This is a genomic window from Streptomyces sp. E2N166 (assembly GCF_003671715.1).
Lineage (GTDB): Bacteria > Actinomycetota > Actinomycetes > Streptomycetales > Streptomycetaceae > Streptomyces > Streptomyces thinghirensis.
This window is the reverse complement of the sequence record NZ_RAIF01000006.1, coordinates 887,576-908,177: the sequence shown is the minus strand read 5'-3', so window position 1 is coordinate 908,177 and position 20,602 is coordinate 887,576. Positions and strand designations below refer to the sequence as shown.

Annotated in this window: 6 protein-coding genes; all 6 read left to right on the top strand. The window is 74.8% G+C overall.

The window, feature by feature from the left end:
• Positions 1-7,733 (top strand): non-ribosomal peptide synthetase (locus EBH09_RS04550; protein WP_121745683.1); only part of this gene is annotated, 7,733 nt, incomplete at its 5' end.
• Positions 7,730-9,523, top strand: a complete 1,794-nt coding sequence (locus EBH09_RS04545) for a condensation domain-containing protein (protein ID WP_121745682.1) — start codon at positions 7,730-7,732, stop codon at positions 9,521-9,523. The genes EBH09_RS04550 and EBH09_RS04545, both read left to right, overlap by 4 nt.
• Positions 9,520-10,482 (top strand): NAD-dependent epimerase/dehydratase family protein, encoded by a 963-nt coding sequence (locus EBH09_RS04540; protein WP_121745681.1) that lies wholly within the window; start codon positions 9,520-9,522, stop codon positions 10,480-10,482. The genes EBH09_RS04545 and EBH09_RS04540 overlap by 4 nt, the downstream gene beginning before the upstream one ends.
• Positions 10,475-12,034 (top strand): hypothetical protein, encoded by a 1,560-nt coding sequence (locus EBH09_RS04535; protein WP_121745680.1) that lies wholly within the window; start codon positions 10,475-10,477, stop codon positions 12,032-12,034. Before EBH09_RS04540 ends, EBH09_RS04535 begins: the two co-directional genes overlap by 8 nt.
• Before the next feature lie 4 nt (positions 12,035-12,038).
• Positions 12,039-13,952 carry an asparagine synthase (glutamine-hydrolyzing) gene (gene asnB / locus EBH09_RS04530; RefSeq protein ID WP_121746240.1) on the top strand — a complete coding sequence of 638 codons (1,914 nt, stop codon included), beginning with the start codon at positions 12,039-12,041 and terminating at the stop codon, positions 13,950-13,952.
• A partial coding sequence (locus EBH09_RS04525; protein WP_121745679.1) for a non-ribosomal peptide synthetase occupies positions 13,945-20,602 on the top strand: 6,658 nt, incomplete at its 3' end. The genes asnB and EBH09_RS04525, both read left to right, overlap by 8 nt.

The window sequence follows — 20,602 nt, the reverse complement described above, 5'->3', positions numbered from 1 at the left end:
GTGGCGGTGCCACCGTGTCCGCGCACCGGCCCGACGCCGACGCCCCGGCATTCCTCCAGTACACCTCCGGCTCCACACGTGAGCCGCGCGGCGTCGTCATCACACACGCCAACCTCATGGCGAACGAACGGATGATCGCCGAGGCGTGCGGGCACGACGCCGAGTCGACTCTCGTGGGATGGCTGCCGCTCTTCCACGACATGGGCATGGTCGCCAACGTCCTGCAGCCGCTGTACCTGGGCGCGTGCGGGGTGCTCATGCCTCCCGAGGCGTTCCTGCGCAAGCCCGCCCGCTGGCTGCATGCCATCTCCCGGTACCGCGCCCACACCAGCGGCGGTCCCAACTTCGCGTACGAACTGTGCGCCGAGCGCATCCGCCCCGAGGACACCGAAGGCCTGGAGCTGAGCAGCTGGCGCGTCGCGTACAACGGCGCCGAGCCGGTGCGGGCGGACACCCTGGCCCGCTTCCAGCGGCGCTTCGCGCGGCACGGACTGCGCGCCGAGGCGGCCTTCCCGTGCTTCGGCCTCGCCGAGGCGACCCTGATCGTGAGCGGCACCCCCAAGGACTCCCCGGCCCGCGTCCTGCACGCCGACGCCGTCGCGCTGGGCGCCGGCAGGGTGCGCCCCGCCGCGCCGGGTGCGGCCTCCGTGCCGCTGGTCAGCAGCGGCCGGGCGGTGCCCGACACCGACATCCGCATCGTCGCCACCTCCACCGGCCGCGCGTGCGCCGACGGGCAGATCGGCGAGATCTGGGTGGACAGTCCCAGCGTGGCACGCGCGTACTGGCGCCGGCCCGAGGAGTCGCGGACGCTCAACGCGCGGCTGGAGGCCGACGGACCTCGTCATCTGCGCACCGGCGACCTGGGCGCGCTGGTCGACGGGGAGCTGTACGTCACCGGCCGGCACAAGGACCTGATCGTCGTGCGCGGGCGCAACCACCATCCCCAGGACGTGGAGTGGACGGCCGAACGCGCGCACCCGCTGCTGCGGCCCTCCTGCAGCGCCGCCTTCTCCCTGGACCGGGGCGGCCGCGAACACGTGGTGCTGCTCTGCGAGTTCCGCGACGGCGCGGACCCCGACGCCGCCGCCGAGGCGGCCGCCGCGGTCCGTGCCGCCGTCCTCGCCGAGCACGGTGTGGAGATCGACGAGATCGCCTTCGTGCCCAGGGGGACGGTCCGCAAGACGACCAGCGGAAAGGTCCGCCGCCAGTGGTGCCGGCAGCGCCACGGCGAGGGCGCGCTGCCCGTGGTGGCCACGTTCACCCGCTCCTTGCCTCCGGACTCGTCGACCGCCCCCGACTGGCCCACGCCGGCAACCCTGCGCTCGGTGACGCGCGAGCGGGCGCGGGACCTGCTGTCCCATGCGCTCCTGGGAGCGGCCGGCGTCGCGCCGGGGGCGGGCGACCCGGCGGCCACCCTGGTCGCGGCGGGCATGGACTCGCTGGCGGCCCTGCAACTGCACCAGGACCTGGAGAACCGCTACGACGTGGTGCTGCCGCCGGCCGCGCTCATCGGCGACGCGTCGGTCACGGACGTCGCCGAAAGCATCCTGCGGGCCCTGCCCCCCGACCCCGGGGCACGCACTCCGTCCTCCGCCGACGGCGTTCCCGGCTCCGGCGTCCGGGAGTTCCCGCTCTCCCCGGGACAGCGCGCCCTCTGGTTCGAACACCATGCGGTACCCGGCAACACCGCGTACCACCTGGCCCGGGCGCTGCGCGTCGAAGGACCGCTCGACGAGACCCGGCTGGCGGCCGCGGTGGACCGGGTCGTCGCCCGCCACGCCCTGCTCCGCACCTGCTTCCCCGACCGGGGCGGCGAACCCGTCAACCGGGTGCTGCCCACGGGACCGCGTCTGGTGTGCATGGACGCGGCCGAGATGTCCGAAGCCGCTTTCGCCCAGACCCTCCAGCGCGCGGCCGTCGCGCCGTTCGCCCTCGACGACACCCCGCCGGTGCGGTTCACCTGGTTCCGGCGGGGCCCCGGAGACGGCGTCCTGCTGCTCAACGCCCACCATCTCGTCGCGGACTTCTGGTCGTTGGTGACGATCCTGCGGGAGCTGTTCGCCCCCTATGACGGGACGGGCACCACCACGGCGCCTCCGAGCCACCGTTCCGAGGCGGACTTCGCCGCGTACACCGAGGCCCGGCAGCACACCCTGGAGACGGACCGCGACCGGCTGTGGGCGCACTGGCGTGGCGTCCTCGGCACCACCGACCGCGCCGCCGCGCTGCCCCCCGACCGGCCGCGTGGCGCGCACCGCTCCTTCAAGGGCGCCCGAACCGTCTTCCGGCTGCCCGCCGACACGCTCACCACCTTGCGCGCACTGGCCCGTGCCCAGGGCGCCACCCTCTTCCAGGCGCTGTTCGCCGCCCACCTCGCCCTGCTGCACGACTGCACCGGGCAGGACGACATCGTCGCCGGCATGCTCGCCGCCGACCGCCGGCACGGCGCCACGGCCGACCTCGTCGGACACCTGGTCGACACCCTGCCCATACGCTCCCGGCGCGCCCCCGGCGACGACTTCACCGCCTTCCTCGAACGCACCCGCGCAGGAGTCCTGGAGGCCCTGGACCACGCCGTGCCGTTCCCCGAACTGGTCGCGGCGCTGCGGCCCGCCCGTTCCACGGCGCATGCGCCGCTGGTGCGCACCCTGTTCGTGATGCACCGCGAACAGGGCGACGCCGACGACGGCTTCCGCACGCTGGCCCTGAACGTGCCGGGTACGCTCCGCCTGAACGGGCACACGCTGCACACCGTGCCGGTGGAGACCGGTGGCGCGCAGTTCGACCTCGTCCTGTCCATGGCCGAGGTCGGCAACGAACTCGTCGGTGTCTGGGAGTACGACACCGACCTGTTCGACACCGCCACCGTGGACCTTTTGGGCGCACGCCTCACCACTCTCCTGCGCGAGTGCGCCTCCCGCCCCGAACGCCCCCTGGTGCGCCATCCGGTCCTCGGTCCGGCGCAGGCCCGCCGGCTGCGCAGCGCGCAGTACGGGCCGTTGCGTGACCGGTCCCCGGCCGACGCGCTGCACCTGCGGGTGGCCCGTCAGGCCGCGCGGGTGCCCGACGCCGCCGCCGTCACCACCGAGGAAGCGGCCGGTGTCGCGCACACCCTCAGCTATGCCGCCCTGGAGCGTGCCACGGCTGCGCTCGCCGCCCGGCTGCGGGACCACGGCATCGGTGCCGAGGACCGGGTCCTCGTCGCCCTGCCCCGTGACGTGTGGTTGCCCGTCGCCTACCTGGCGGCCTGGCGCGCCGGCGCGGTCCCCGTCCCGGTCGGCCCGGACGACCCGCCCGCCCGGTGGGCTCTGATCGCCGAGGACAGCGATGCCCGCGCCGTGCTCGCCCACCACGGGTCCGCCGCCCGCTCGCTGGCTCCCGTAGCGCTCGACCCGGCGGACGGCGGGCCCGCTCCGGCCGGCCCGCACCGCGAGCCCCTCGACGCGCCCCACCCCCAGGCCGCCGCCTGCGTGCTCTACACCTCCGGCTCCACCGGGCGACCCAAGGGCGTGGTCCTCACCCACGGCGGGCTCGCCAACCGCGTCGCCTGGATGGACGAGGCCTTCGCCCCGCGCGCGGACGAGCGCGTCCTGCACAAGACGCCGGTCACGTTCGACGTCTCCCTGTGGGAGCTGATGTGGCCGCTCACCACCGGCGCCACCTTGGTCGTCGCACCGCCCGGGGCCCACCGGGACGCCGCGCGGCTGCGTGACCTGATGGACCGTCACCAGGTCACCACGACGCATTTCGTCCCCTCGGTCCTGGCCGGCTTCCTCGACGCGCACGCGCCCGAGCGCCGCCCGTACAACGCCCGGACGCTGCGCCAGGTGCTCTGCAGCGGCGAGGTACTGTCCGAGAGCCTCGCCCGCCGCTTCCACGACCGCTTCACCGCGCGGCTCCACAACCTGTACGGACCCACCGAGGCGTCGATCGACGTCACCGCCTGGCACCGGGAGCCGGGGGAGCGCGGCCCGGTGCCCATCGGCAGGCCCCTCGCGAACACCGTGATCAGGGTTCTGGACGCCTACGGCCGACCCGCCGTGCCGCCGGCCGTGGGACCGCTGTGGATCGGCGGAACCGCCCCTGCCCGGGGCTACCTCGGCGCCCCGGCCGCCACCGCCCGCGCCTTCCGCCCGGACCCGTACGCCGACGAACCGGGCGCCAGACTGTACGCCTCCGGAGACCTCGCCCGGTGGCGGCCCGACGGCGCCCTGGAGTTCCACGGCCGCGCCGACGACCAGGTGAAGATCTCCGGCAACCGGGTGACCCTCGGCGAGGTCACCGAGGCCCTGCGCGCCCTGCCGTTCGTCCGGGATGCCGCCGTCACCGTCCACGGCGGTGACCTCCTCGGCTATGTCGTCCCCACCGCCGGCGCGGAGGACGACGACCCGGCACGCACCGCCGAGGCCGTGCGCCGCGCACTGCGCGAGACCCTGCCGTCCTACCTGGTCCCCAGCCTGGTGCAGGCCCTGGCGGCGCTGCCGCTGAACAGCACCGGCAAACTCGACCGGGGCAGGCTGCCCCTGACTCCGAGCCGCCCGGCGCGCACCGGTGACGCCGGCCGCCCGCCGCGCACCGAACTGGAGCGCCGTATCGCGTCGCTGTGGGAGCGCGTGCTGTCCGTCGAGGCCGTCGGCGCGGACGACGACTTCTTCCTCCTCGGCGGTGACTCCCTCACCGCGCTGCGGGCCGTGGGCACCGCGCAACGCGAGGGAATCGCCTTCTCGGTCGGCGACCTCTACGACCACCCGACCGTTGCCGCTCTCGCCCGGCACGCCGCCACGACGGACGCGCCCCCTCCGGCCGCGACCGAGCCCTTCGCCCTGTGCCCGGGGCCGCGCCCCGCCCACGTCGAGGACGCCTATCCGCTGTCGATGGCGCAGCGCGCCCTGCTGTTCCAGCAGGCACACCATCCGGGGTACGAGGTCTACACGACCACCGTGACCGTGAACCGTCCCCTGGACGCCGACGCCCTGCGCACCGCGGTCCGACGGCTGATGCGCCGGCACGGCTATCTCCGCTCCTCCTTCGACCCGGCCGCCCGCCCCGAACCCCTCCAGCTGGTCCATCCGCACTTGGACTGCCCCCTCACCGTGCGCGACCTGACCGGCCTCGACCCGGCGGCGGCCGAAGCGGACCTGGCTTCCTGGCTGGAGGAGGAGCGTGGACGGCCCTTCGACACCTCGCGCGGGCCGCTGATCCGGTTCACCGCACACGACGTCGGCGACCACCACCACTTCACGGTCAGCAGCTTCGGCCTCGACGGCTGGTGCACGGCCACCGTGGTGACCGAGGTCCTCGGCGAGGCCGCCCGGCCCGGTTCCCCCGGGGCAGCCGCGCCACGGCTCGGCTACGCGGACTTCGTCGCCCTTGAGCGCCGTGCCCTGGAGGAGCCGGAGCACCGTGACTTCTGGACCCGTACGCTCGCCGGTGCCGTCCCCTGCCGCCTGCCCCGCTGGGAACCGGTGCCCCGCTCCGGCCCCGCTCGGGTGCGGCGCTCGGTGCTGCCCGTGGACGACCGGGTCACCGAACGACTGCATGCGGTGGCCCGGGAGCTGGGAGTCCCGCTCAAGTCGGTGCTGCTCGCCGCGCACCTGAGGGTGGTCCGGGTGACCGCCGGCACCGAGGACGTGACCACCGGTCTGGAGACCAACGGCCGTCCCGAAGGCCCTGACGGGGACCGCGTGGTGGGGCTCTTCAACAACATCGTCCCCCTGCGCCTGCCCATGCGGTCCGGCACCTGGGCGGAACTGGTGCGCGCCGCCCACACGGCTGAACGCGAGATCCTGCCCCACCGCCGCTATCCGCTGGCCCGGCTCGAACGCGAGCACGGCGCCGCCCGGCTCTTCGACACGCTGTTCGTCTACACCCACTTCCACCTCTACGAACAGGTGCCCGCCGAGGCGGCCCTCGATCCGGCCAGCGTCCGGGCTCCGGACCAGACGTACGTCCCGCTCACCGCCCATGCCAACGTCGAGGCGGGCACGGGCCGGCTCAGGATGCTGCTCGAACACGATCCCCGCGAATTCTCCGAAGAGCAGACCGCCGCCCTCGCCGAGTCCTACGCCGACGCCCTCACCGCCCTGGCCGCGGACCCCCGGGCCCGCTGGGACGCCGGTCTGCTCCCCGCCCCGCAAGGACCCGCCGACGAGCCCGCGTTCGTGCCCGTCCACCGGCTCGTCGAAGCCGCCGCCCGGCGTCATCCCGACCGCACGGCCGTGAGCGACGGCCGCGACCAGCTCAGCTACGCGGGACTGTGGGCCGCGTCCGGCCGGCTCGCCTCCGCGCTGCGCGACCGGGGCGTGGGCCCGGAGGACGTGGTCGCGCTGCACGGCATCCGGCGCCCGGAGACCGTCGTCGCCCTGCTGGCCGTTCTGCGCGCGGGTGCGGCCTGTCTGCCCGTCGATCCCCGATGGCCCGCCGCGCGCGTCGCGGACCTCCTGGGCGACGCCGGCGCGCGGCTGTACCTGGCCGCACCCGGCGAACGTGTCGGACGGCTGCCCGCCGACGTAGCCGTCCTGCGTACCGACGCCCCCGCGCCGGCCGGGTGCGGCGACGAGCCCTCCGTACACCCGGAAGCCCTGGCCACCGTGATGTTCACCTCCGGCTCCACGGGCCGCCCCAAGGGCATCGGCGTACCGCACCGGGGTCTGGCGGGTTACCTGCGCTGGGCCGTCCAGGAGTACGGCATCGACGCCGGCACCCGGTCACTGGTGCACTCCCCGCTCTCCTTCGACCTCACCGTCACCACCCTGCTGGCCCCCCTCACCACCGGTGGCGCAGTCGACCTGCTGCGCTCCGACGACCCGGCCGCCACCGGCCGTGCCCTGCGCGCCGGTCTGCACACCCTGCTGAAGGTCACTCCCGCGCACGCCGACGCCCTGGCCGAGCAGATCGGCCCGCGCGGTGCGCCGGCGCTGCGCGCCGTCGTGGTCGGCGGCGAGCAACTGTCTCCGAGCACCGTGCACGCCTGGCGCCGCGTGGCTCCCTCGGCCACCGTCTTCAACGAGTACGGACCCACCGAGACGGTCGTCGGCTGTGCCGTGCACCGTTGTGCCGACGCGCCGGCGGACTCGCGCGTCCCCATCGGCGTCGCCGCGGCGGGCGCGACGCTGACCGTGATGCGCGCCCGGCTGCCTGCCTCCGCACACGCCGTGGGCGAACTGCACGTCGGCGGTCGCGGGGTGACCCGCGGCTATCTGGGCCGGCCCGCCGCCACCGCCGCGGCGTTCGTGCCCGACCCCGTCTCGTTGCGTTCCGGGGCCCGCGCCTACGGCACCGGCGACCTGGTCTCCCGCCGCCACGACGGGCTGCACGTCTTCCACGGACGCCACGACGATCAGATCAAGGTCGCCGGCCACCGGGTGGAGCCCGGTGAGATCGAGGCGGCCCTGCGTGCCCACCCCGGCATCCGTGCCGCGGCCGTCGCCCTCGTGGGGCGCCAACTCGTGGCGTACGTAGTGCCGGTGACGGTGGGTCAGGGCCCGAACGGGAATTCGATCATGAACTGGTTGTCGGTTAGGCTGCCCGCGTACCTGGTTCCGCACCGGTATGTCCCGCTGCCGGAACTGCCGTACACACCGAACGGAAAGGTGGACCGCGCCATGCTGCCGTCGCCCGAGCAGCGCCGCGACGAACTGCTGGAGCGCGTACGGCAGATGAGTTCGGACGAGGTGCGCAGCCGGCTCGCTGCCGCACGGGCCGCCCGGCGCGGCGGACGGAGCCGGACATGAGCCACGACGACGCGGCACTGACCCGGGAGCAGGAGGAACTGCTCGGCCTCTGGCTCGCCGACGAGGTGCCCGGCACGCAGCCCGACGCCGGCCACCACATTCCGCCGCGCCATGCCGCCGAGGCCGTGCTGGCCGGCATCTGGGCCGAGGCGCTGGCCGTGCCGCACGTCGGGGTGACGGACGACTACTTCGCCCTGGGCGGCGACTCGGTGCTGGCCATCGTCATCGTCGCGCGCGCGGCCGAAGCCGGTCTCGACATCTCGGCGCGGGACCTGTTCGAGGCCCGTACCATCGCAGGACTCGCCCTGACCGAGGACCGGCTCCGCGACGTCCCGTCCTCGGCCCGGCCGGCACCCGTCGCCGCCGAACCCGTCGGCGGCCTGCCTCTCACACCTCTCCAGGAGGGCATCCTCTACCACTCGCTGGCATCGGGCCGGCACCGGGACGGCTACCTGGTCCAGGCCCACTGCCTGGTCACCGGGGCGGTCGACCTGCCGCTGCTGCGCAGCGCCTGGGAGACGGTGCTCGCCCGGCAGCCCGCCCTGCGCACCGCGTTCAGGCTGAGCGGACCGGACGGGCCGCGCCGATGGATCGCCCCCACGGCGATCCTGCCCTGGACCGAGGAGGACTGGCGCGGCCGCGACGCACAGGCCGCCCTCGCCGAGCACCTGCGCCGCGACCGCGCGGCCGGCTTCGACCTGGAACGCCCGCCCCTGTCCCGCGTCGGCGTGTTCCGGGAGGCCGAGGACCGGCACCGCATGGTGTGGACGCACCACCACCTGGTCCTGGACGGCTGGTCGCAGCAGATCGTGCTGCGTGACGTCCTGGAGCACTATGCCGGCCTCGTCGCCGGCACCCTCCAGGACTCGGCCACACCGCTCGTCCAGGCCGCCCCCGCCCCCGAGACGCCCCTCACCCCGGTACCGGCGGCCGAGGAGGAGGACCACTGGCGCGGTCTGCTCGCCGGGGCGCGGCCGACCCTGCTGGTACCGGAGCGGGACGAGACAGAGGAGCCGCAGGACCAGGGCCGTGCGGTGGCCACCGATGTCTGGCCGGCCGACCTCGTCACCGCCCTGGAGGCGTTCGCGGCCGGCACCGGTGTGACCGTCGCCACCGTCGTCACCGCCTGCTGGGGCATGGTGGCCGCCGCTCGGACCGGCGCCGACGAGGCCCTGTTCGGACTGACGGTGTCCGGTCGCGACCCGGCCCTGCCCGGTGCCGGGGAACGCGTCGGGATGTTCGTCAACACCCTGCTCACCCGGGTGACCGACGAGGGAGCTACGGCGGGGGAGTGGCTGCGGGCACTGCAGAGCCGGCTGGCCGAGTCCCGGCGCTTCTCGGGCACCGCGCTGAGCCGGGTGCTGCGCCGGTCGGGGTACGACCGGCTGTTCGACTCCCTGCTCGTGGTCGAGAACTTCCCCACCTGGCTGGTGCCGGGCACCAGGGTCGCCGGACTGGTCGTCGACCACGTCGACGTCGTCGTCGACGAGGGTTACCCCCTGGTCGTCGAGGTGGCGACGCACAAGGGCCTGGTCGTACGGCTGCGGCACGACGCCACGAAGGTCTCCGCCGCACAGGCGGACGAAATCGTCGGGGACCTGCGCGCCTGCGCGCAGCTGCTGGTCACGGGGGCCGCGCCTGCTCCCGCCAGGGTGCGTGCCGCGCTGGCGGACCGCTTCGCCGCCGCCCGCGACCGGGCCGTCCTCGCCCGCCGCGCCAAGGCACGGGACCTGCTCGGCGCGGCGCGCCGGCGTCCGGCGGACCACGACGCACGAGAGGGCGGGACATGACCCGTGTTCTGGTCACCGGAGCCTCCGGCTTCATCGCGGGCCGGCTCGTCGAACGGCTGCGCCGCGACGGTCACCGGGTGCGGGCCGCGGGCCGCCGTCCCGCGCCCGCCGACGAGTTCGTCCAGGCCGACCTGCGCGACGCGGAGCAGTGCCGGCGGGCCGTCGAGGGAACCGACGTGGTGTTCGCCCTCGCCGCCAACATGGGCGGCATAGGCTGGACCCACCACGCTCCCGCCGAGATTCTCCGGGACAACCTCCTCATCACCACCCAGACCGTCGAGGCGGCCCGGGCCGCAGGCGTCACCACGCTGGTCTACGCCTCTTCGGCCTGCGTCTACCCCCGCTATCTGCAGACCCGTCCGGACAGCCCCGCCCTGCGTGAGGACCAGGTCTTCCCCGCGGACCCCGACATGTCGTACGGCTGGGAGAAGCTCACCGGCGAGATGCTGTGCGAGACCTACCGCGACGCCTACGGGATGGACATCAAGGTCGCACGACTGCACACCGTGTACGGGCCGGGTGCCGCCTGGTCGGGCCCGCGTGCGAAGGCACTGATGGCGCTGTGCGCCAAGGTCGCCGCCATCGACGGGGACGCCGGGACGATCGAGGTGTGGGGCGACGGGACGCAGACCCGCTCGTTCTGTCACGTCGACGACTGCGTGGAGGGCCTGACGCGCCTCGCCGCCTCCGGTGTCACCGTGCCGCTGAACATCGGCTCGGACGAACGCGTCACCATCGCGGACGCCGTACGCCTGATCGCGGACGCCGCGGGCAAGGAGGTCGCGATGAGCTTCGCGCCGCACCAGCCGGTGGGACCGCTGGGCCGCAGCTCCGACAACACTCTGTGCCGCGAGTTGCTCGGCTGGGCTCCCGGCGTTCCGCTGGCGGAGGGCATCCGCGAGACCTACCACTGGGTCGCCGAGCGGGTGGCGGGGGAGAGGACCCGAGCCGGTGTCTGACCACGACGGCACACGCCCGGACCGGACGCTCGCCCGGCTGCTGCTCGGCCATCTGCCGGGCCGGCGTGACAGGAGCCTCCAGGATCTGGCGACCGCCCTGTTGCGCGACCAGGGAGGGCACAGCCCGGTCCTCGACGTCGTCAACACCACACTCGCCGTGCGCCGCGACCTCACCTACTGGCTGCGGCTCGAACCCCGGCGCCACTGGTCCCGGCTGACGCACCGTCCGGTGCCGCACGCCGGACCCGACCGCGCGCTGTCCCTGCTGTGCCCGAGCCGGGGCCGCGTCGGCAACCTGGGCTCCTTCCTGCGCAGCGTCCACCGCACCGCCGTCAAGCCCGGCCGGGTCGAGGTGATGGTCTACGTCGACGAGGACGACCCCGCGCTGCCCGGGTACCGCCGGATGTTCGCCCGCACCGCGAGAATCTGGCCGGGTCTGGGTGCGTGCCGGCTGGTCGTGGGTCCCCCCGAGGGCGTGCCGCAGGCATGGAACGCGCTCGCCGCGCGGGCCAGGGGCGATCTGCTGATGATGGCCAACGACGACCAGCTCTACGTCGACCACGGCTGGGACACCACCCTGGACAACCGGGTGACGCAGCTGACCGCCCTGCACGGCGACGACGTGCTGTGCCTGTACTTCGACGACGGCCAGTACACCGACGGGGGGCGCGACTTCCCGATCGTCACCCGCACCTGGTACGACACCCTCGGCTACTTCACCCCGACCGTCTTCCAGCAGTGGGAGGTGGAACGGTGGGTCTTCGACATCGCCCTGCGCCTGGAGCGCTGCCACCCGGTGCCGGGGGTGTTCGTGGAGCATCGCCACTACCAGGACTACAAGGCCCCCTTCGACGAGACCTACCAACGTCATCGGGTGACCCGTGAGAAGTCCTTCGCCGATCACGCCCTGTTCCTCGCCACCGAGTCGCAGCGCGCCGCCGAGGCCGAACGGCTGCGCCGGGTGATGGCTCCGGGGCCACGGCAGGGCTCCGGCGCCCCGCCCGCGGGCCCCGCCGTGCCCGGCACGGCCGGCCTGGTCCCCGTCCGTACCGCGGCGCCCGCGACCGTGCTGCCCGATCCCTGGTTCGCCGGCCGGCTGGCGGCGTCCCGAGCCCGGATGGCGGCCGAGGCGACCGCCTGGCGCGACCGCGTCGCACCCGGCGCGGCCCCCCGCACGCTGCCGTTGTGGACGGACGGGCGGCCCGCAACCGGCAGCGAGGCCCACTTTCCGGCCACCCTGGACGTGCTCGCCGCGATCCCCGAGATCGGCGCGGCCCGGGACGGGACCGCGGTCCTCGAATGGTGGCCCGCCGGCAGTGACGCCGCCACCTCCGGCGGCTCCCCGCTGCGGTCGACCACCCTGCTCCCCCTCTCCGGCACGTCAGGTGTCCGCCTCCGGCTCGACGGGCGCGCCCACCCCTGGCCCGCGGACGGGTGTGTGACGTACGAGGCCGCCTTGCGCCGGGAGACGCGGAACGACGGCCCGGACGGTGCGCTGCTGCTCGCCCTGGGCACCGCCCGGCCGGACGTCGACGACCGGAGCGAAGGATGACGCCGTGTGCGGAATAGTCGCCGCGGTGGACTTCGGCGGCTCGCTCGGCGCGGGCGCCGTGGCTCCCGCCCTGCGGGTGCTGCGTCCGAGGGGGCCGGACGGCGAGGGGGTGTGGGTCTCACCGACGGGACGGGCCGTGCTGGGCCACACCCGCCTGGCCGTCAACGACCCCGCGGGCGGGACCCAGCCCATGGGCGTCGCCGACGACGGCCTCTGGATCGTCGCCAACGGCGAGTTCTACGGGCACCGTGCGCTGCGCGAGCGGCTGCGGCGCCGTGGCGTGGCGGTGCGCAGCGGCAGCGACAGCGAGGTCGCCCTGCACCTGTTCCATGCGCACCGCGAACGGGCCCTGGACGAACTGCACGGCGAGTTCGCGTTCGTCGTCTGGGACGAGCGGCGTGCGGAACTGACCGCCGTGCGCGACCGCTTCGGTGTGAAGCCGCTCTACTACGCGCGCCTGGGCCGCCGGCTGCTGATCGCCTCCGAGATCAAGGCGCTCCTGGCCCTCGGCGTGTCCCCCGAATGGGACACGGCGGCGTTCGCCGATCATCTGAACCTGGCGATGGGGCCGGACGCCACGCCCGTACGGGCGGTGCGCCAAGTCCCCCCGGGCTGTCTGCTGCACGCCGACGCCGGCGGGCTGCGCCTGCGCGGGTACTGGGACATCGACTACCCCCGCGCAGAGGAGTTCGCCGACGTCCGCGAGGAGGGCCGGTCCGCCCACCTGGACGCGGTGGAGGCCGCCCTCAGCCAGGCCGTGCTCCGGCGCACGGACGTCGACGGGCCCCTGGCCTGCCACCTCAGCGGAGGGCTGGACTCCTCCTCCGTCCTCGCGCTGGCCGCCCGTACCCGTGACATCACCGCCTTCACGGTGGCATTCGAGGGCTCCGGCCTCGACGAGAGCGCCCTCGCCCGCCGCACCGCCGACCACCTCGGCGTCCGTCACCAGGTCGTCCACCACACTTCCGACGGCCACCTCGACCGGCTGATGCAGACCCTGCACGCCGGCGAGATGGTCCAGGAGAACCCGCACGGCGTGGCGCGGTCCGTGCACGCGGGCGCCATCGCCGCGGCGGGCCACAAGGTCGCGCTGGCGGGGGAGGGCGGCGACGAAGTCCTCGCCGGCTACCCGCAGTTCGGCAAGGACCTGGCCCTGACACTGGATCCGGCACAGCGGGCGCGCACCCGCGCCGCGTACGCGCAGCTGACGGACACCCCCGGCCTGCCCCGCCATCTGCGCACCCTCGTGGCGGATCTCGGCTTCGTCCCTTCCTGGATCGTCGAACGTCACGCGACCGTCGCCCGGCCGATCGCCGCCCTGCTCACCCCCGACTTCGCCCGGCTGACCCGCGAACACGACAGCGCCGCCGCCCTCCTGGCCCAGGCCGGGGACCGGCTCGCCGACCGCACACCACTGCACCGGTCCCTGTACCTGTTCGCCCGCAGCCGGTTCGCGAACTACATCCTGACCGCCGAACGGCTCGACGCCGCGCACGGCGTCGAGGTCCGGCTTCCCTTCCTCGACGAGGGGCTCTTCGACGTGCTCCGGCGCACCCCGCCCCAGTGGTACGCCCACGACGGCCACACCAAACACCTCCTGCGCGCCACGGTCGGCACCCGGCTGCTCACCGCCGAGGTCCGAGGCGGCCGCAAGCGCGGCTTCATGGCACCGCCCGCGATCGCCGACGAGGCGGCCTTCGCCGCCCTCCGCGGCGCCATCACCCCGGCCGCGCTCGACGACAGTCCGTTCTTCGACCGTCGGGCCGTCCTGGCCTGGCTCGACCGGTTGCGTGCCCTGCCCGCGGCGCGGCGCGCGGTCCACGACCCGATCGTGCAACTGGTCGCCGGGACGATCCTCCTGACGGACGTCTTCCGGCAGGCCGGGCGCGCCGCCCACGAAAGGAGCGTCCGTGTCTGACGGCACCACCGCCGACGACCTCCGCACCCGCATCGCGGCGCTGCCCCCCGGACGGCGCGAGCTGCTGGAGGCGTTGCTCCGGCAGCGGCAGGAGGAGAGCGGCGCCGGCATCCCGCGCCGCCCCCACCCGGCCCGTCCCGCGCCGCCCTCCTTCGGCCAGGAGCGGATGTGGGTGTTGTCCGAACTCGGCCAGCACGCCTACCGCTACGGTGCCGCCGTACGGCTGCGCGGCACGCTCAACCCCGCCGCCCTGCGCACCGCCGTCGACCACCTCGTGCGACGGCACGAGGTGCTGCGGACCGTCTTCGACGCCGAAGGCCGCCAGGTCGTGCGGCCCGTCGCCCCGCAAGACCTGCCCCTGATCGACATGACCGCCGCCGCGGGCGACCCGCCGCCCGAAGCGCTCCTCGCCGAGGCGCTGCGCGCCGCCTCCCTGCACCCCTACGACCTCGCCGCGGGACCGCTGCTGCGCCCCGTCCTGTTCCGGCTCGGCCCACGCGAGCACGTCCTGCTGCTCGCCGCGCACCATGCGGTCACGGACGGCTGGTCGCTGGGCGTGCTCGTGGAAGAGTTCGCCGCGCACTACCGAGAGGCCCTGGCCGGGCACCCCTGCGCACTGCCCGAACCGCCCGTCCAGTACGCCGACTACGCGATCTGGCAGCGCCGACGGGCCAACGGTGCCGACCGGGAACGACTGCTGGACTTCTGGCGCCCCCGGATCGCCGAGCACGCCGTACCCCCACTGCCCTGGGACCGCGCCAGGCCGGATACCCCGCGGGCCGGCGGCGGCACCGAGGTGTGGACGGTCACCGGCCCCCGCCTCGCCGCGCTGCGGGCCGTCGCCGCCGCCGAGGGCGCCACCGCCTTCATGGTCGCCACCACGGCGCTGCTGACCGTGCTGGCCTCCGTGACCGGCCGGCGCGACCTGGCCGTCGGCACCCTCGTCGCCGGTCGCACACGGCCGGAACTGAGCGGTCTCGTCGGCTACTTCGCCAACGTGCTGCCCGTGCGGCTGGACACCGGCTCCCACCCCACACCCCGCCGGCTGCTGCGCGCCGTGCGGGACGAGACCCTGAACGTCCTCGCCCACCAGGAATTGCCGTACGAGGTGTTGCTGGAGGAACTGCGGCGCACCGGCGACCGCGCCGCGTTCGCACGTCCCCTGAACGTCCTGTGTGTGGGGCAGCAGCCGGTGGGAGCCGTCGACCTGCCCGGGCTGCGTGCGGAACCGGTCGACGTCCCCCTCGGCGGAGCGGAGTTCGATCTCACGCTGGAGCTCCGCGACCACGACGACGCCTGGCAGCTCGCCCTCCAGTACGACCGAGACCTGTTCGACCGCGCCACCGCGCGCGCCCTCGGCACCCGTCTGATGACCGCCCTGGACGCCCTCGCCGACGCCCCGGACGAGCCGACGACCGGGGTGGTCCGTACGGCGCGCCCCGCCGGCGCCCCCGACGAGGCGGACCACACCGCCGTCGTCCACCGGATCTTCGAACGGCGGGCCGCCGAGGTCCCCGACGCCGTGGCCGTCGTGGACGGCACCCGCCACCTGACGTACCGCGGCCTGAACGCCGCGGCCAACCGCCTCGCCCGTCTGCTGCGCAGGCACGGCGTCGGCCCGGAGGACCGGGTGGCGCTGCGACTGGAGCGCTCCGCCGAAAGCGTCCTGGCCATGCTGGCCGTGCTCAAGGCGGGGGCCGCGTTCGTGCCCCTGGACCCCGGTTTCCCGGCGCGGCGCGTCGCAGCCCTGCTCCGCGACGCCCGCCCCTCCTGCCTGATCACCACCGAGGCGCTCGCCGCCGGCTGGGACGGTCCCCGCGCGGCCCTGCCCACCGTGCTGCTCGACACCCACCGGGCCGGGCTCGACCGGCTCCGGTCGGACGACCTGCGCCTGCCCGTCCACCCGGCCCAGGCCGCCTACGTGATCCACACCTCGGGTTCCACCGGCGAGCCCAGGGGCGTCGTGGGCCTGCACTCCGGCCTCGTCAACCGCTGCCGCTGGGCGGCCCGGACGATGCCGTACGCCCCCGACGACACCTGCGCCGTCCGCGCCCCCCTGGGCTTCGTGGACGCCGTGGCCGAGGTCTTCGCGCCCCTGCTGGAGGGCGCCCGCCTGGACATCGTCGGGCCGGACAGCGGTGCCGACCCCACCGCCCTCGCCGACCACCTGGCCACCCGGCGGGCCACCCGGCTGCTGACTGTGCCCTCCTTGCTGGAACCGCTCCTGGCCACGGTGCGCGACCTGGCGACCCGGCTCGCACCGCTGCGCCTGTGCGTCACCAGCGGCGAGGCCCCCGGCCCCACCCTGGCGCGCCGCTTCGCGCAGGCCGTTCCCGGAACTCGGCTGTTCAACCTCTACGGCAGCGCCGAGGTCGCGGCGGACGCCACCGCCGCCGAACTCGCTCCCGACACCCCGTACGCGGTCGTGCCGATCGGAACACCGGTCGACGGCGTCCGGGTGCACGTCACGCACCCCGCGACAGGGCACCACGTCGACGATCTCGTCCCGGGCGAACTGCTCGTCGGCGGTGCCGGACTGGCACGCGGCTACCACGGACGGCCCGCCGCCACGGCCGAGCGTTTCGTGCCCGACCCGGCCGGACCGCCCGGCGCCCGCGCCTTCCGCAGCGGTGACCTGGCCCGCCGCCGCCCCGACGGAACCCTGGAACACCTCGGCCGCACCGACGACCGGCTGAAGATCCGTGGCATGCGCGTCGAACCCACCGCCGTCGAAAGGGCCCTGTGCACCCTGCCCGGCATCCGCGAGGCCGCCGTTCATCCCGCCCTGGACGCCGATGGCGCGCCGATCCTCGCGGCCCTGCTGATCACCGACGGACCGCTCGACCGCACAGCGGTGCGCCGCGCCCTGGCACGCCGGCTGCCCGCACACGAGATACCCTCCCGGCTGCGCGCCGTCGACGCCCTGCCGCGCACCCCCAGCGGGAAGCTGGACCGTGCGGCACTCGCCGCCGCGGACCCCGGGCCGGGCCGCCCCACCCCGTCCGGCCCCGCCGGTCGGCCGACGGGAACAGCGCACACCCACGACACGGCCTCCTCCGCGTCCCGCACCACCCGGCTGGTGTGCGAGGTCTTCGGCGCCCTGCTGCCCGACGCCGACGGCCACGTCGGCCTCGACGAGGACTTCTTCGAGCTGGGCGGCCACTCGGTCCTGGCCGTGCGCGCCGTCCACCGGCTGCGCGCCCGCACCGGGGCCCGCATCGCACTGCGCGACCTCATCGAGGCACCCACCCCTCGCGCCCTGGGCGCCCGCATCAGCGCCACGACCCGCCACGCTCCCACCGCGGGCCCGGGAGTGGAGCCCGTGCCTACGGCACCCGACGACCACCACGCGCCCTTCCCGCTCACCGAGGTGCAACAGGCCTACTACATCGGCCGCTCCGCCGACGTGGAACTCGGCAACGTCTCCACCTACGGCTACGTGGAGATGGCGACCCAGGGGCTCGACGTGCCGCGCTTCACCCGCGCACTGCACCGGATCATCGAACGCCACCCCATGCTGCGGGCCGTGATCGACGCCGACGGCACCCAGCGCGTCCTGCCGAAGGTGCCCGCCTACGAGGTCGTCACATACGACCGGCGCGAACTTCCGGAGGCCGAGGCCGAAGAGGCCCTGCGCGCCACCCGCGCGGCCATGTCGCACCAAGTGCTGCCCGCCGACCGCTGGCCCCTGTTCGACGTCCGGGCCTCCCTGCTGCCCGGTACCACCACCCTCCTGCACATCGGCCTCGACTCCCTGGTCTGCGACGCCCACAGCTTCGGCCTGCTCCTGGCCGAACTGGCCGACGTCTACCGGGCTCCCGACACCGAGCTCCCGCCGCTCGCCCTGACCTTCCGCGACTGCGTCCTCGCCCGCGCCGCCGAACGGGACGGTACGGAACACCGGCAGGCCGCCGCCTACTGGCGCGACCGCCTCCCCGACCTGCCGCCCGGGCCGGAACTCCCGTTCGCCCGTGCCCCCGAGGACGTCGACCGACCCGAGTTCCACCGCCGCGCCGCGCGCCTGGAGCCGGCGCGCTGGGCGCGGCTGAAGCAGCGGGCCCTGCGGCACGGCCTCACCCCGTCCGGCGTGCTGCTCGCCGCCTTCGCCGAGATCGTGACCCTCTGGAGCCGCCGGCCTCACTACACCCTGATGCTCACCTTCTTCGACCGGCTCGTCGAGCACCCCGACGTGGACGCCGTCATCGGTGACTTCACCTCCCTCATCCCCCTGGAGGTCGACCACCGCGAGCCGGGTGCCTTCGCCGGACGCGCCCGGCGCATCCAGCGCCGTCTCTGGGACGACCTCGACCACGCCCAGGTCAGCGGCGTCACCGTGATGCGTGAATGGCTCAGGGAACACGGTGAGGAACCCAGGGCCGTCACCCCGGTCGTCTTCACGTCGAACCTGGTGACCTCCCGCCCCCGCCCCGGGCGGGCCGAGCCGGGTGCCGGTCAGCCCTTCGGCCCGGTGGTGTACGCCGTCAGCCAGACACCCCAGGTGGGCCTGGACCACCAGGTCGCCGAGGTGGACGGTGCGCTGGAGTACAACTGGGACGCCGTCGACGCCCTCTTCCCGAGCGGCCTCCTCGACGAGGCCTTCTCCGCCTACGCGGCCTTCCTGGACCGGCTGTCCGATCCCGAGCACCCCGACTGGGACGCGCTGCCGGCACCGGAGCCGCCGGCCGGGCAGACCGCCCGCCGGGCCGCCGTCAACCGCACCGAGGCGCCCGTCCCCGACACCTGTCTGCACGACCTCGTGAACGAAACGGCCCGCACCCGTCCCGACGACCCGGCGGTGATCACCGACACCGTGCGGCTGACCTACCGGGAACTCGTCGACGCCTCCCTCGCCGTGGCCCGGGCTCTGCACAACCGGGGCGTGTGCCCGGGTGACCTCGTCGCCGTGGCCGCACGCAAGGGATGGCAACAGGCCGTCGCCGCCCTCGGAGTGCTCCAGGGCAAGGCGGCCTTCCTGCCGCTCGACCCGGACCAGCCCGCCCGGCGCACCAGGCGTCTGATCGAGGACAGCGGCGTCCGGCACGTCCTCGTCGAACGTGCCGGACGGGCCGCGTTCCCCGGCACCGGCGGCGTCGGCGTCATCGCCGTGGAGGACTGTCTGACCACCGCCGGCTCCGGCGGCGCGCCCGGCGAGCACTGCACACCCGGCGACCTCGCCTACGTGATCCACACCTCCGGTTCCACCGGCGTTCCCAAGGGCGTCGTCATCGATCACGCGGGCGCCGTCAACACGATCGTCGCCGTGAACCGCCGTTTCGGCGTCGGCCCCGCCGACCGCGTGCTGGCGGTGTCCTCCCTCCACTTCGACCTCGGCGTGTACGACCTGTTCGGCACCTGGGCCGCGGGCGCGGCGGTCGTGCTGCCCGAGCACGGCCGCCGCACCAGCCCCGCCCACTGGGCCGACCTGATGCGACGCCACGGAGTGACCGTATGGAACTCCGTGCCGGCCCTCGCCGGCCTCCTCGTGGAGTACGCCGAGCACGCCGACGGCTCGGCGGCCACCGCCCCGGCCGGCCTGCGCGTGGCGCTGCTCAGCGGCGACTGGATTCCGCTGGACCTCCCCGGCCGGCTGCGTTCGGTCGCACCCGACTGCCGCGTCATCGGCATGGGCGGCGCGACAGAGGCGTCCATCTGGTCCGTGTGGTACCCCGTGGAACGCGTCGACCCGGCCTGGCGCAGCATCCCCTACGGCCTGCCCCTGGACAACCAGACCGTGCACGTCGTCGACGACCACGGCAGGCCGCGTCCCGACTGGGTGCCCGGCGAGCTGCAGATCGGCGGCCGGGGCGTCGCGCTGGGCTACTGGCGTGACCCGCGGCGCACGGCGGAGAAGTTCCCGGAGTGCCCCACCGGATCCGGCGCCGTGGAACGCCGGTACCGCACCGGCGACATCGTGCGGTTCCTCCCTGACGGCCTGCTGGAGTTCCTCGGCCGCGAGGACACCCAGGTCAAGATCTCCGGCCACCGGGTGGAACTCGGTGAGATCGAGACCGCCCTCTCCCGGGTACCGGGCGTCCGCGCCGCCGTCGTGGTCGCCCCCAGCACAGCCGACCGGCAACGCCGGCTGGTCGGTTACTACCTTTCCGGCCCCGGGGCCGCCCCGGACCCCGCCACGGTGCGCGAACGGCTCGCCGAGGTGCTTCCCGGCCACGCCGTGCCACCGCGCCTGATCCCGCTGGAGGAGTTCCCGCTGACGTCCAACGGCAAGGTGGACCGGGGACGGCTGCGCGACCTGCCCGTCAGCCACGCGCCCGTCAGCCACGCGCCCGGCGGCTCCCGGTGCCGGGCGGACGCATGGGAGCGACGCGTCGCCGCCGTCTGGGCGGAGGTGCTGCGCGTGGACGACATCGCTCCGGACGACGACTTCTTCACCCTCGGCGGAACCTCCCTCGCGGCGATGCGTCTGACGACCCGGATCCAGTCGGAGTTCGGCGCCCGGCTGAGCCTCCTCGACCTCTACCGGGCCCCGACCGTCGCCGCCACCGCGCAGCGGCTGGCCGCCGCCGCGGACGCCCCCGCGTCCGCGGCACCCGGCCAGGCGCCCGGCCCGGCCCTCGAACTGCGCCCCGACCCGCTCGGCCGGCACGACCCCTTCCCCCTCACCGACGTCCAGCAGGCCTACTGGCTCGGCC

What these genes read in the sequence shown, in the direction of transcription:
- EBH09_RS04545 (WP_121745682.1), top strand. Translation starts at nt 7,730, where the DNA reads ATGAGCCACGACGACGCGGCACTGACCCGGGAGCAGGAGGAACTGCTC.
- EBH09_RS04540 (WP_121745681.1), top strand. Translation starts at nt 9,520, where the DNA reads ATGACCCGTGTTCTGGTCACCGGAGCCTCCGGCTTCATCGCGGGCCGG.